General features: G+C 57.8%; 6 protein-coding genes. 4 read left to right on the forward strand and 2 right to left on the reverse strand.

The features are described from left to right. Positions 1–379 precede the first annotated feature (379 nt). Complete coding sequence (locus VNZ60_RS04470; protein WP_325657222.1) at positions 380–1,708, forward strand: dicarboxylate/amino acid:cation symporter; 1,329 nt, start codon at positions 380–382, stop codon at positions 1,706–1,708. A gap of 84 nt (positions 1,709–1,792) precedes the next feature. Here the strand turns inward: VNZ60_RS04470 and VNZ60_RS04475 are convergent, their stop codons facing one another. After that, positions 1,793–3,481 carry a peptide chain release factor 3 gene (locus VNZ60_RS04475; protein WP_325657223.1) on the reverse strand — a complete coding sequence of 563 codons (1,689 nt, stop codon included), beginning with the start codon at positions 3,479–3,481 and terminating at the stop codon, positions 1,793–1,795. A 635-nt stretch (positions 3,482–4,116) separates the two neighbouring features. Next, positions 4,117–4,590, reverse strand: coding sequence for a hypothetical protein (locus VNZ60_RS04480; RefSeq protein WP_325657224.1), 474 nt, complete (start codon positions 4,588–4,590; stop codon positions 4,117–4,119). A gap of 315 nt (positions 4,591–4,905) precedes the next feature. Here VNZ60_RS04480 and VNZ60_RS04485 point away from each other — a divergent pair, with 315 nt between their 5' ends. The 3 genes from VNZ60_RS04485 to VNZ60_RS04495 all read left to right on the forward strand — a co-directional run. Then, positions 4,906–6,735 carry a ShlB/FhaC/HecB family hemolysin secretion/activation protein gene (locus VNZ60_RS04485; protein ID WP_325657225.1) on the forward strand — a complete coding sequence of 610 codons (1,830 nt, stop codon included), beginning with the start codon at positions 4,906–4,908 and terminating at the stop codon, positions 6,733–6,735. Positions 6,736–6,757: 22 nt separating this feature from the next. Then, entirely contained in the window at positions 6,758–7,741 is a 984-nt protein-coding gene (locus VNZ60_RS04490; RefSeq protein ID WP_325657226.1) for a hypothetical protein, read from the forward strand. 93 nt (positions 7,742–7,834) lie between these two features. Then, positions 7,835–15,601 (forward strand): two-partner secretion domain-containing protein (locus tag VNZ60_RS04495; protein ID WP_325657227.1); only part of this gene is annotated, 7,767 nt, incomplete at its 3' end.

The raw sequence follows: 15,601 nt of genomic DNA on the forward strand, positions 1-15,601 counted from the left end.
AGTCTTGCTGGCTAAATATCTCATGCAGGAATTTACTTAAAGGACAATACAGAACAGAATGCATTCCTATGCAAGATTGCCAATCAAGGTTGCCAATTCAGGAGATTGCGGCAAACGTACCCTGCGATGATTGCACAAAAAGCAATTTTTCGCCGGTGAGTGCAAATAACTTGAGTGATGGTAGCGTTATCAGCTAAAGTGGCGCACTTTTTTCAGTCTTTTCCTGTTCCTGCATTCAGGGAAGAAGACCGGATTGATGGGTAAAAAGCAGGCAGTATGATCAGCGCCGGCCGTAGTGCCAGATATGGGTACGTAAGCGGGTATATAAGTGGTCAGTGGTGATAATCTAAAAAAAACGTAGTCTAATTGGAGAGGACAAATGGCAAAACCAGCGCTCTACAAATCGCTTTATGTGCAAGTATTGACCGCCATCGTAATCGGCGTCGTGCTTGGGCATCTGTATCCGGAAACCGGCGCTGCAATGAAGCCGCTCGGCGACGGCTTCATCAAACTGATCAAAATGATCATTGCGCCGGTGATTTTCTGCACCGTGGTAATCGGCATCGCCGGCATGGAAGACATGAAGAAAGTCGGCAAGACCGGCGGCCTGGCCCTGCTGTACTTCGAAATCATGAGCACCCTGGCCTTGATTCTCGGCCTGGTGGTGGTCAACGTCTGGCATCCGGGCACCGGCATGCACGTTGATCTTAGCGCGCTGGACGCCAAGAGCATTGCCGCCTATACCGGCCCGGGCAAGATGGAGTCGACTAGCGAATTCCTGTTCCATATCATCCCAAGCAGTTTTGTCGACGCCTTTGCCAAAAACGAAATCCTGCAAGTATTGTTGATCGCGATACTGTTCGGTTTTGCGCTGCATAAATTCGGCGGCCGCGGCACGCTGGTGTTCGATTTTGTTGAAAAATTCTCGCATGTGCTGTTTGGCATGGTTGGCCTGATCATGAAAGTCGCACCTATCGGCGCTTTTGGCGCGATGGCTTTCACCATCGGCAAATACGGCCTGGGTTCGCTGCTGTCGCTGGGCCAGCTGATGGGCGCGTTTTATCTGACCTGCCTGCTGTTCATCTTTGGCGTGCTGGGGATAGTCGCCAAGGTACACGGCTTCAGCGTCTGGAAGTTCGTCAAATACATCAAGGAAGAATTGCTGATCGTACTCGGCACCTCGTCGTCGGAGTCGGTGTTGCCGCGCCTGATGGGCAAGATGGAAAACTTGGGCGCCAAGAAATCGGTGGTCGGCCTGGTGATTCCAACCGGTTACTCATTCAATCTGGACGGCACTTCGATCTACCTGACGATGGCAGCGGTATTCATCGCCCAGGCCACCGATACGCCGATGACGCTGATGCAGCAACTGACCTTGCTGGCGGTCCTGCTGCTGACTTCCAAAGGCGCTGCAGGCGTTACCGGCAGCGGTTTCATCGTGCTGGCGGCGACTTTGTCGGCAGTCGGCCATGTGCCGGTCGCCGGGCTGGCGCTGATCCTTGGCATCGACCGTTTCATGTCGGAAGCGCGCGCCCTGACCAATACCATCGGCAATGGCGTCGCGACTATCGTCGTGGCGAAATGGACCGGCGAGCTGGATGAACAGCAATTGCACCGTCAGCTGGATGGCAAGGGCGTCGACGCCGAGCAGGAACTGGCGATGCGCGAAGCTGCGCTTGCGAAAGCTGATCAGCGCGAGCATTCGTAAATCTGGAAAGCAGGGTGAGACACCCTGAAATGAAAAAAGGAGATGCGATTGCATCTCCTTTTTTTACGTCTGCAGCTTGCCGCTTCAGTTCAGCTTGACCGCATGCTCCCGCGTTTCATGGAACACCACTTGCGGCCAGCGCTCTTGCGTCAGGCGCAGGTTGACGCCCGAGGTCGCCAGATAGGCCATGTTGCCGGCCGCATCGTAAGCGACGTTATGACCGGCCGAGGATTTCTCGAAATCGGCCAGCATCTTCTTGTCGTCGCAAGTGATCCAGCGCGCGCTGCTGATACTGGTGCCTTCGAATACCGCATCGACGCCGTATTCGTTGAGCAGGCGGCTGGCCACCACTTCAAACTGCAGCACGCCGACTCCGCCCAATATCAGGTCACTGCTGGTGACCGGTTTGAAGACCTGGATCGCACCTTCTTCGCCGAGCTGCTGCAAGCCCTTGTGCAATTGCTTGATCTTGAGCGGATTGCGAATCCGCACCGAGCGGAAAAAATCCGGCGCAAAGTAGGGGATGCCGGTGAACTGCAGCAATTCGCCTTCGGAGAAACTGTCGCCGATCTGCATATTGCCGTGGTTAGGCAGACCGATGATGTCGCCAGCATAGGCTTCTTCCACCTGCTCGCGGCTGGAGGCCATGAAGGTCACCACGTTCGATACCTTGATCTCGCGGTTCAGGCGCAGATGCTTGATCTTCATGCCGCGCTGGAAATGGCCGGAGCAGACGCGCAGGAAAGCAATCCGGTCGCGATGCGCCGGATCCATATTGGCCTGGATCTTGAACACGAAGCCGGAGAAGCTGGCTTCCTTCGGCTCGACGGTGCGCACGGTAGCATCGCGCGAGCCTGGCGGTTGCGCCCAGTCGATCAGCGCATTGAGGATTTCGCGGATACCGAAATTGTTGATGGCGGAACCGAAGAATACCGGGGTTTGCACGCCGGCCAGGAAAGCTTCCTGGTCGAACGGATGCGAAGCGCCGTGCACCAGTTCGACTTCCATCCGCAATTGCTCGATTTCGCGTGGGAACATTTCATCCAGGCGCGGATTGTCGATGCCCTTGATGACTTCGAAAGTCTGGTCGGCCTTGTCGTTGCCGGCCGCGAACAGCAGGATCTCGTCGCGCAGCAGGTGATACACGCCGCGGAAAGTCTTGCCCATGCCGATCGGCCAGGTCACCGGCGCGCACTGGATCTTCAGCACCGATTCCAGCTCATCCAGCAATTCCAGCGGATCGCGGGTTTCGCGGTCCATCTTGTTCATCAGCGTGATGATTGGCGTATTGCGCATGCGGCAAACGTTGAGCAGTTTGATGGTCTGGGTTTCAACGCCCTTGGCGGCGTCGATCACCATCAGCGCCGAGTCGACCGCCGTCAGCACCCGATAGGTATCTTCCGAGAAATCCTGGTGGCCCGGGGTGTCGAGCAGGTTGACCACGTGGTCGCGGTATTCGAACTGCATGACCGAGCTGGCGACGGAAATGCCGCGCTGCTTTTCGATGTCCATCCAGTCCGAGGTCGCATGGCGGCCGCTTTTACGGCCCTTGACGGTGCCCGCCAGCTGGATCGCGCCGGAAAACAGCAGCAGTTTTTCAGTCAGCGTGGTTTTGCCGGCGTCCGGGTGGGAAATGATGCCGAAGGTACGGCGCCGCGCCACTTCGCTGGCGATTTGTTCGACGGAGACATTGTGGGCGACGATGTCGGCAGTATCGGCCGCGGCGTCGGCTGCGCCATTGATGTCCGTTTGCTCGGAGACGGGTTCTTGCATGATGCGTGGTTCAGGCGATCTCGGCCGCCTGCCTTGAGAAAATGATGGATGCGAGAGAAAAATGGAAAACCTGACCTGCCAGTCGCTGTTGCGCTTGCATATAGGCAGTTTCGATAACCCGCGATTATAACGTATGTCGGGTAGTGGAGCAGGGTTGGCAAAACGATCATCTATGACTTGTTCCATTTGGCAGCGGTAATTGCTCGGATGTTGACAATTGATGCTCTGGAAGGCCACGTTGGACTTCCGAAGCAGGCCGCCGAGCTTCTGAAGCAAGTTATCGAGCTTCGGAAGTTCGACATCGAAGCTCCGAAGCAGGGCGTTGAACCTCAAGAAGCAGCCCGTCTAGCTTCCGAAGCAGGGCATCGAACCCCCGAAGCAGGTGATCGAGCTTCGGAAGTTCGACGTCGAAGCTCCGAAGCAGGGTGTCGAACCTCCGGAGGCAGGCGATCGAGCTTCCGAAGCAGAACCTCGAACGTCGGAAGCAGGGTACCGAGCTTTCGACGCAGGATGCGGGGCTTTTGCGGTGCGATAGCCAAGTGCCATGCTAGTGCCGATGTGCTGATACTTGCACGGGAAGTAAAAAGAGGGATGTGCCGCTAGGCACATCCCTCTTTTCTAGACGCTGGCCGGACTTAGCTAACCGGCGGTTGCTGCGGCGCGGCGCGGAGGTTAAACCGTTTGCCCAGTTCTTCGGCGATGACCTTGGCGTCGGGCACATTGTTTTTGGCTGCCAGTTTGACACTGTTATAGAACAGCAGTGCCTGGTTATACGCCTCCGAGCCGCATTGCATATTGGTGTCGGCAACGTTGGAGCCGAGCTCGGCCAGGACATAGTGCATGTCGGTCAGTTGCTTGCGGCCGGCGCTGTCTTTTTTCCATTCAGCAAGGTTGAGGAAGCTTGGCAACAGATTGGGATTGCGCTGTGCATATTCCAAAGATTTGTCGACAAAGGGCTGGGAGCGGTCTCCCATTTTGAGAATCGCTTGCCGCTGTTGCGGCGTCAACGCAATCAGATACGGCGCCAATAATCCTTTCAACTCGGTGAGTTTTGTCAGCACCTGCTTCTGCACGGCGTCGGGAATCGCGATCGAGATTTTGTTGTCCATACGAACATTCTCCATTCAGATAGTTGTCAAACGAGCAGCTATCCTAGCAGCCAACTACCCCCTATCCGCAAGCAACTTCAGCGCTTTTAAGTCATAACTTATTGTCGATTGCACATCTTTGCAGTAATAATCAAATTTATTGCCAATTAATTAACTGTGCCGCATTCATCCCTTACCTTGCCTTTTTGATGTCAATTAACCACAGATGTGTCAAAGATTGCAAAGTGACACATGTTTTAGGAGATTTCCGTAGGAAAACATGATGCTCTTTTGTAAAATCGCGCCTCGGGGAAATAATAATAAAGAAGGCAACACATGAGGAAGTACACCTTATCCAACCAAGGTGGCGGGAGCTTATCGACCTTTGCAAGGGGAGTGGCCGTCAGTCTGCTATTGGCGACCGTCATGCACGATGGCTTGGCGCAAGCGATCCAGCCGCCTGACCTTGAGGAATTGCGTCGTCGTGACCCCAGTGTGCAAACGCCTGCGAGCGAAGAGCAGCGGCGGCGCAGCCAGAGCGACTTACAGGAGCGCCAGCGGCAATTGCAAGCGCCTAACGTTAGTCTGCAAGACAAGGCAGCGGCAGAAGCGCTCGATGGCCTGAGCCTGCCCAGCGAATCCCCTTGCTTTCCGATTCACCAATTTGTCCTCGATGTCCCGCCCCAATTGCCACCGGCGATCCGTGCTGCCGGCGCGAGCGACTTGCCATTCGATCAGTTCCGTTTTGCCCAAGATTACCTGCGACAGTACAACGGCGCCTGCATCGGCAAGGGCGGCCTGGACCTGATCGTCAAGCGCCTGACCAATCTGATTTTGAAGCGCGGCTACAGCACTACGCGGATCGGCATTCCCGAACAAGACCTGGCCAGCGGCGTCTTAAAACTGGTCCTGGTTCCTGGCGTAATCCGCGCGATTCGTTTTGCCGATCCGAGCCTCTACGGCACATGGCGCAATGCTTTCCCCACCGGCCCCGGCAACTTGCTCAACCTGCGCGATCTGGAGCAGGGCTTGGAGCAGATGAAACGCGTCCCCAGCCAGGACGTCAACATGGAAATCGTCCCCGGCGAGCTACCCGGTGAGAGCGACGTGGTCATCACGGCTAAACGTAGCAAACCGTGGAAGTTGACCGGCACTCTCGACGACACCGGCGCCAAAGGCACCGGCAAGCTGCAGGCCGGCCTCAATCTGGCCGTGGATAATCCACTCGGTTTGAACGACCTGTTCAACCTCGGCGTCAGTACCGATGCCGATCGCAAGGCCGGTCAGCGCGGCACCAGCGGCAACAATGTGTATTACGCCGTGCCTGCCGGTTATTGGAATTTTGCGGTCTCGGGCAGCAGCTATGACTATCACCAGGAAATTGCAGGAGCCAACCAGACGTTTGTTTCCAGCGGCAAATCGCGCAACCTGGAACTCAAAATTGCCCAGCTGTTCCAGCGCGACCAGGCGCAAAAGAATAGCTGGCAATTCAGGGTAGGCAAGCGCTGGAACCATGCCTATGTCGCCGATACCGAAATCGCGGTACAGGAGCGCAATACCACCTTTGCCGAGCTGGCCTGGGTGCATACGCATTACATCGGCAGCGCTCAACTTGATCTGACGGTCGCCAATAAATGGGGCGTCAATTGGTTCAATGGGCAGACGCATGCCAAGAATGTGCTGGGCCAGGAAGACCCCAGCACCAACAATCTGCATTACACCTTGCAGACTATTGACGCCACTTTGAGCGTGCCGTTTCAGATCGCCAGTCAAGCGCTGACTTATATCGGCAGCTTCCGTGGGCAGACAACGCGTTCGCCGCTATATCTGGCGGACCAGTTCAGCATTGGCAATCGCTACACAGTGCGCGGCTTTGACGGCGAGCTGACGCTGGCCGCCGAGCGCGGCTTTTATCTGCGCAATGAATTGAGCCTGCCGCTTGCCAGCAGCGGCCAGTCGGCTTATGTCGGCTTGGACTATGGACAGGTGTACGGCCCCAGCGTAGCAAACCTCCTCGGCAACAAGCTGGCTGGCGCCACGCTCGGCCTGCGCGGCGGTTTTTTCGGTTTGACCTACGACGTGTTTTCCAGCTGGTCGCTGGTCAAACCACAAGGTTTTAAAACTGCGACGCCGGCAGTTGGTTTCAACCTGACTTACCAATATTAACCACTAAAAATAGAGAATAAAAATGCAAATGGTCTATCAAAAGAAAATCACCTCCCAGTTGGCAAACATTATCGGTTTGATGTGCCTGGGGGCGTTGACCGCATGTGGTGGTGGTGGCGGCGGAGATAACAACAGCGCAGCTAATACCGGTAACACTGCGCCAGCTGTCGCTGCGCCAGTGACAACGCCGGTGGTCACGCCTGTGGTCAATACGTTGCCCTTCAAACGCATGGGAATCGACTTCAGCACTAAAGGGGTGACAGAAGGTGTGGACCTAGGGGCGACGATTGATACGTCTGCCAATATCACATTCGCGCATCAGCCATCGGGCACGCAGGATACCGGGCCTAGTATCAACTTCACATTCGCATCCGGGTTACCGGGTGGCAGTGTAGTAGCGAGCCACATCTTTTCGATCAGCAATGGCGCCGCCAACAAGAGCATCAGGATACTGGCGCCGAATGCCACCAAGATGGTGCAAAACGTCGCCTGGCGCAATATCGACGATCCAACCGTACTGGGTTTCGACCTGGCAGGTTATCCGACCGATCTCACAGCAGTGACGTGGCCGGCTACGGGTACAGCGACTTACACCGGCACGGCTTTCCAATACACGATGGAAACCAGCAACACTCCGGGAGTAACAAGTAGCGGCCGCGCGCTGTACACGTCGGATGTTGTCGCCACGGTGGATTATGCCGCCCAAACAATCACTATCGCCGTTTCTGGCAATCCCGTCCTAATTGAGAGCAGTGGCACACCATCCGTTGTTGATCCAAGTAAATTCGCCAGCACATTGACGTACACCGGGGTCAGTTATTACGCATTGAGCCACTCGTTTGACAGTCCGGCGCTGAGGAGTGGATTAGGACTCGGGGGCGGCAGCAACATGCTGCGCTTTTTCGGCCCCAATGCGGAAGAGTTTGGCGCCATTTTTCAATTCGGCGGCTATCTGAATTCCAATATGGCGACGCAATTCATTGCCGTGGCGCTGCGCAAACAATAACCCCGCATTTCCGCCATACCCGGTTCCTCGTCAACGTCTGATGTTGTTGACGATGGAATCTGAGATGACTTCTTTCCCTACTTTGGATTCACTATGAACAAGCAAGCGTATCGCGTCATCTTCAATAAAAATCGCGGGATGTTGGTCGCGGTTGCAGAAAATGTTCCGAGTCAGGGTAAAGGCAGTCAATCGGGTAGCTCATCCGCCGCGTCCTATTCGCCACTGATGCGCTTAGTGCATCTGGCCGTTGCGGTTGCAGCGCTGTTCGGCGGCGTGACTTTCGTACAAGCGCAGATCGTGGCCGATCCGAATGCCGGGAGTCGCCGGCCGGCCGTCACGCAAACCGCCAGCGGCATTCCTCTGGTGAACATCGTCGCGCCGAGCGGCGCGGGCGTATCGCATAATCAGTACAACCAGTTTTCGGTCGGCAGCGCCGGCGCCATCCTCAATAATTCACCGACGATAGTCACCACCCAGCAAGCGGGGTATGTTCCTGGAAATCCCAACCTCGCGCCAGGCGGCGCGGCGCGGATTATCTTGAATGAAGTGACCGGCTCCAGTCGCTCCCAATTGAACGGTTATGTCGAAGTGGCCGGCCAGCGGGCGGAGGTGATTATTGCCAATCCGAACGGATTGAGCGTCAATGGGCTGGGCTTCATCAACACCTCACGCGGGGTTCTCACGACCGGCACGCCGGTCTTCGGCGGCGACGGCAGCCTAAATGCTTTTCGTGTCACGCGTGGCGATATCCAGATCGGTGCAAACGGCCTCAACGGCAGCAATCTGGACCAGCTCGACTTGATTTCCCGCAGTGTTGCGATCAACGGTCAGTTGTGGGCGAGTAATAATCTGAATGTCGTCACGGGCGCAAATCTGGTGAATTATGCTGACCTTGGCGTGCAGGTGATCCAGGGTGAAGGCGGTAAGCCCACCGTGGGGATAGATTCGTCCGCGTTGGGCGGCATGTATGCCAACAAGATACGTCTTGTGGGGACAGAGGCCGGTGTCGGCGTGGTCAGTCTCGGCAATATCGCGGCGCAAGCAGGCGACCTGAATATCGACAACCAGGGACAAGTAACGCTGAATGGAAGAACTACGGCCAGCGGCCAGGTCCGCATTGTCGGCAATGATGGGATTGCAAATACCGGTACCTTGTACGGCCAGCAGGCGGTGCAGCTGTATAGTGCCGGCCAGATCGCCAATAGCGGCACGGTTGCGGCGCAAGGCGACCTGTCACTGTTCAGTGGTTCGATCAATTCGACCGGTGTGTTGGGAGCAGGGATAGACGCTAGCAGCCACGCCACGCAGCCGGGCAGTCTCAGCATGACGGCCGCCGGGGTGATCAGCGCCACTGGCCAGAATGCGGCCGGCGCGAATATCGACATCAACGGCGCCAGCTTGAATCTGGCCCACGCGCAAACCAACGCAGGCGGCCATATCGGCTTGCTTGCCCGTGCCGGCGACGTCGACCTGAGCGGCGCTACGCTGCAAGCGACCGGCACCGCGAGTATCAGCGCCACTGGCGCAATGATCAACGATGCCGGCAACATCAACGCTGCGCAACTGACGACCAAATCCGCCAGTCTTTCCAACCTTGGCGGCACTCTCACCCAATCAGGGACAGGCGACACCAGCATCTCCACCAGCGGTCTGTTGAACAACAGTACAGGCGCCATTACCAGCAACGCCCGCAATCTCACTATTACGTCTGGCAGTCTCAATAACAGCGGCGGTCAAATCAATCATGCCGGTTCCGGCGTGGCCTCGATCCAGAGCGGCGCTGTCAGCAACGTGCAAGGATCGATCGCCAGCAATGGACAAGTCAAACTCAATGCCGCCAGTCTGAATAATCAGAGCGGGTCGTTGACGTCGGTGCAGCAAACGGTGGTGTCGGTGAGCGGCGATGTCGCCAACGCGCACGGTACGATCCAATCCGGCGCCGGGCTCACACTGACCGGCGGTAATGTCGACAATACCGCCGGCAGCATCAAATCCTTAAATGCGGATGGCTTGACCTTAACCGCCAATGGCCAGCTCACCAACGCCGCCGGCGGCGTCATCGGCGGCAACGGCAACGTCGATGTCGCCGCAGGATCAATCGTCAACAGCAGCAGCATCAGCGCGGCGCAAAATCTGAGCGTTGCGACCACGCAGGCGCTGGACAATTCTTCCGGTACCCTGGCTGCCGGCGCCGTCCTCAACAGTTCCGCCGGATCGACGCTGAGCAACAATGCGGGAACCATTGCCGCTACGCAGGTGAGTCTTCACGCTCACGACATCGTCAACCAGGCCGGTCTTATCTCGCAAAGCGGAACCGCCGCGATGACAGTGCAGGCTGCTGGCGCCGTCGACAATACGCACGGCACGATACAGGGCAATGCGAATAATTTAACCATCACGTCCGCTACATTAAGCAACGATAGCGGCACAATTTCTCAGGCGGCGGCCGGCGCCTTAACCATCGGAACGGGCACGCTGTCGAATCAGCACGGCTCTGTTTCGACCAACGGTGCGGCCAGCATCACGGCCGGTGCGGCCACTAATACGAATGGCGGCGCCATCAGCGCCCAACAAACGCTGAATCTGACGGCCGCCTCGCTCAACAATAATGGCGGAACCCTGGGGTCGAACGGCGCCATGACGGTCAACGCCGGCTCGCAGTTGACCAATAGCGGCGGCACGATTCAGGCTGGATCGACCGCCAGCCCGACCAACGTCACGATTACCGCCGCCACACTCGACAATAGCAACGGCGCCCTGGGCGCCGGCACGATCGATCTGGAAGCCGGCAATCTCAAGAATGCCGCCGGTAAAATCATTCAGAACGATAGCAACGGCACTGCAACCATCAACGTGTCGCAACTGCTCGATAACAGCCAAGGCACGATTGGTGTCGTGGCCCGTGATCTGACATTGGCGCCGGCGGCATTGCACAACGACGGCGGCACTATCGCTCACATGGGAAGCGGTGCGTTGACGGTGCAGACCGGCGCCTTGTCGAATAACGGCGGCGTGTTGGGCACCAATGGCGCGGCGACCATCACGGCCAGTTCCATCGTGAACCAGGGTGGCAAGCTGACGGCGGTCGGCAACCAGTCCGTTACCGGCACGGCCGGCATCGACAACAGCCTGGGCGGTTATATTGGCGGCGCGGCAGTGGCCGTCAACGCAAGCGTCGGGCAAGTCAATAATCAGGGTGGCACCATCGAGGGCGCGACAGCCGGCGCCACGGTGAACGCACAATCGGTCAACAACGCCGCCGGTAAAATCCAGAGCCTGGGCAGCGGTGCGGTGGCAGTGAATGTTGCTCAGGCACTGAACAATTCAGCGGGCAGTATCAGCGGCAAGGGGGCTGTCACAGCGACGGCCGGCAGTATCAACAATACCGCCGGCGCACTCGGCGCGCTGGGTGACCTGAGCGTCTCATCGGGCAGCACGCTCGACAACACCGACGGCGCCATGGAAGCCATGGGCAACGTCGCCGCCAGCGCCCAGGGCGCTTTGAGGAATGTCGGCGGCAAGATCGAGGCGCTTGGCAGCAGCGGTCAATTGCAGGTCTCCGGCGGCACGCTCGACAACACGGGCGGCAAGATCATCAATGTCGGGACCGGTCAGACCACCGTTGCCGGTTCCACCTCAATCACCAATGCCAATCCATCCGGCGGTAGCGGAACCGGCCTGATCGGCGGCGCCGGGGATGTCACGATTGCCGCCCCGGTACTGTCCAACGTGCAAGGCGGCCACATCATCGCCGGCGGCGGATTGAACCTGAACACCGCCAGCAGTCTCAACAACAACGGCGGTCAATTGATTGCCGCCAACGCATTGACACTGAATCAAGCCGGCGCAACGCTGAGCAATGTCGGCGGCGGCATCAGCGGCGGCAGCGTCGCCTTGACGGCGGCTAGCATCGACAACAGCAGCGGCCGCATTGCCAACCCGGCAGGCAGCGGCGGTGGCATTACGATCAATACCGGCACGCTGACCAACGCCAGTGGCGCCATCGGCAGCGATCTGGATCTGCAAGCCACGGCGACAACGTTAAGCGGCGACGGCAAGATCATCGCCGGCCGCGATGGGGCGGTCAGCCTGCAAGGGAACTATACCTATGCCGCGACCAACCAGATTACCGCCAACCGTAATTTGACCTTGTCCACCACCGGCTCCCTGGTCAATACCGGCACACTGGCGGCGGCGGGCAATCTCACTATCAATGCGGCGAGTCTGTTTAACGTCGCGGGCGCCGATATTGCGTCTGGCAATCCGGGCGATCCCAGCACCGGCGTGACCACGGTGAATGCCGGCGGTGGCATTATCCTCAATGCAGGACGCATCGAGGGCAATAGCGTCAATACCACCAGCAACACCCTTGGCAATACCGGCACCGTGATCGGTAATACCGTCACCGTCAACGCCAGCACGCTCACTAATGACGGTGCAGCGGCGATTATTGCGGGTGCCAATCAGGTCAATCTGTGGGTCAGCGGCACGGTCAATAACCAGAACGGTGCGACACTGTACAGCCTGGGTGATTTGAACATGGCCGCCAATGGGGCCAAGGACGGCAACGGCTATCTGTTCAACCAAACTGGCACGATCAATAATTTGTCGTCCACGATGGAAGCTGACGGCACGCTGAATGTAGCTGCCAACCAGATCAACAATGTGCGGCAGAACGTGCAGACCAATACGGTGACGGTCTCGGACACGACGAGCACGATGACACAATCGCCATGGTGGTCGCCATTGACCCCGGGTAAAGCCACACCCACGCATAACGCGAATACGCAAATGCATGATGCCTATTATCTGAATCCGGCCTCCATCGTCTCGGTCACACCGATAGTGACGCCGGACGGCTATCTGATCTACAAGGCGGTGGTGAACCTGTCGCCCAACGATTCGGCGTTTGAAATCATGACGGGCGGCGCGGTCTTTCCTTTACCCAACGGCGGGGGTGATATCCAATACATGAGCCAGTCACGGGTGGCGACGACGGCCGGCACGCAGGTGATTTATTTTACGAAGCGGTCCGACAATCAGGTCAATCCGGACCAGGTCGCAGGTAACGGTGCCTGGTCGGACTACAACGGTAATACATTTCGCAATGTTTTAGGATCCATTACCTATTCAAACCAGTACGGCAACTGCACGACCAATTGCGTGCGTCTGATTTCGATTCCCGCCTATACCGACCCGACTGCGACTTTCCAGAACGATACACAGATCCGTCATGCCTATTTTCCGGGCAGTTATCCGGTCGAGGTCGAACGCATTGGGCATCAGGTCGTGACAGAAACGCAACTGGCGTCAAGCAGCGGCGCGCCGGCCAAGATCACCTCTGGCGGCGATACGCATATGGCCGTCGGCACGCAATTGAACAATAACAATGGGCAAATCGCCGCCGGCGGCAATCTGACCATTGACGGTGTGGCGTCAGCAGATGGCAGTAACAATACCAAGATCGTCAACACCGCCACGCAGTTGACCCGTACCTATACGTCGACCAATCAATCGGGGTTCGGTACTTCTGATAGTTCGGTGTCACCCCCGATGGAATGGACCACCTGGAGCAACACGCCGATTACGCAGACCATAGGCACAGTCGGCGGCACCATTACCAGTAATCAGGCGGTGTCGATCACGGGTGGCAGCATTACCAATACCAGCGTCGGCGCATCGACCCGTCCGATCGGCGCCAGCGCCGCCTCGCTGGGCCTGGGCGACGGCATTGCCCCGCTGGGCCTGGCGACCAACGGCGCCATCGGCGGCGTCTCCACCAACGTGCAGGCCAGCGTCGGCGGCGCTAATCCGGTCAGGGGAATTGGCAGCACCGCCACACCGGGTGCTGCGCGTGTTGTCGACGGCGCCCGTGCAGGGCTGGTCAATACCGTGTTGCCGACCAACGGCCTCTATCATGTGCAGCCGCAGCCGAATCAGCCGTACCTGATCCAGACTGATCCGCGTTTTACGCAATACGGCAATTTCATTTCCAGCGATTACATGCTGAGCCTGTTGGGTATTAACCCAGCGGCTACGCAAAAGCGCCTGGGCGATGGTTTCTATGAAGAAAAACTGGTGACGGATCAGGTCACCAACCTGACCGGGAAACGCTATCTGGGTGGTTACACCAGTGCCGAAAACGAATACAAGGCGCTGATGACCAGCGGCGTCGCGTTCGCCCAGCAATTCAACATGCGCCCGGGTATCGCGCTGTCGGATGCGCAAATGGCGGCGCTGACCACCGATATCGTCTGGCTGGTAAGTCAAACCGTGACCCTGCCAGACGGCAGCCAGCAAACGGTGCTGGTGCCGCAGGTGTATCTGGCCAAGAATATGGACCTGACACCGACCGGCGCCTTGATCGCCGGCGATTCGGTCGGCATCAAGGGCACCAACATCGTCAACACCGGCGGCACGATCTCCGGCGCCAAGCAATTGCTGCTGGCGGCAGATCACGACATCAGCAACATCGGCGGCGCTTTATCGGGCGGCAATATCGGCCTGTTTGCCGGCAACAATATTCTCGATCAGTCGGTCACCAACACGACGATCAACAATTTCGGCAATAACTCGTCAACGATTACCGCGGTGGGTGCGGTCGGCAAGATTGCAGCGACGCAGAACCTGATCATGTCGGCTGGGCAGAATCTGACCTTGCAAGGTGCGCAGGTCAGTGCCGGCGGCAATGCAATGCTGACCGCAGGGAACGCCATCAATGTCGAGACCGTATCGACCGGTACCCATTATGTGACGCCGACAGGGAATTCCCATACCGACACGCAATCGACCCATGCGGTCGGCAGCACAGTGGCCGTCGGCGGCAGTCTCGGCGTCGTGAGCAAGGGTGACCTGACGGTGACCGGCAGCGCTCTGTCGTCAGGCAAGGACATGCTGGTGGCCGCAGGCGGCAACGTTACCATTCAGAGCGTAACCGATAACAGCAGCTACCACACGGACGGCAGTAGCAAGGATGGATCGGATGTCGTTGACCGGCATAACCAGACGGCTGTCGGCAGCAGCTTGTCCGCAGGTGGTAATGCGACGGTACTGGCTGGCGCCCAGCAAGACGCCTTCGGCAATGTGGTGCTGGTCAAAGGTGCGCCTGCCAAAGATTTAACGCTCACGGCTAGCACGATCACCGCCGGCAACAATCCGGATAGTACTAGCCAAGGCACGGCGGCCCTGGGTGCTACAGGCAATGTGACCATTGGCGAAACCATGCTGCACAATGATTTCAGACAAGAGGACAAGAGCAGTCATAAAGGCTTCATGTCGAGCAGCAGTAGCCATGACTTGAATACCATGACCGGTAACGTCGCCCAGGGTAGTACGGTGGCCGGTAATCAAGTGAGCGTGACGGCAGGTAATGATGTCACCGTGCGCGGCAGCAACGTCATCGGCCTGAATGATGTTTCGCTGACGGCAACCGACGGCAAGGTGGCGATCGTCTCGGTACAAAATACCAGCGAGACGACATCGAGCCACGAGCAAAAAAAATCCGGCTTCACAGGGGGCTTCTCTGCCGGGGTGGCCAGCATCGGGTATAGCAAAGCCAGTGGCAATAGTCAGGATAGCGTCGAGACGGTAACGCAGCAAGGCTCCAGCGTTGCCTCGATCAATGGCAATACGCGGATTCAAGCCGGGCAGGCGTTGAGTGTGGTGGCCTCCGACATCAGCGCCGGTCAAAATCTCACCCTGATCGGCAAAAGCGTGGACCTCAGCGCCGCGCAAAACACCAGCGTCGAACACGGCGCGCAACAATCCAGCTCCAGCGGCCTATCGGTCGGGGTGACGTTTAACCCGCTGGCTGCCTTCAAGAGCGCCTATCAACAAAGCGCCAGCGGCAATCCGAGTACT

The sequence above is a fragment of the Collimonas sp. genome, from assembly GCF_035566375.1.
Taxonomy (GTDB): domain Bacteria; phylum Pseudomonadota; class Gammaproteobacteria; order Burkholderiales; family Burkholderiaceae_D; genus Collimonas.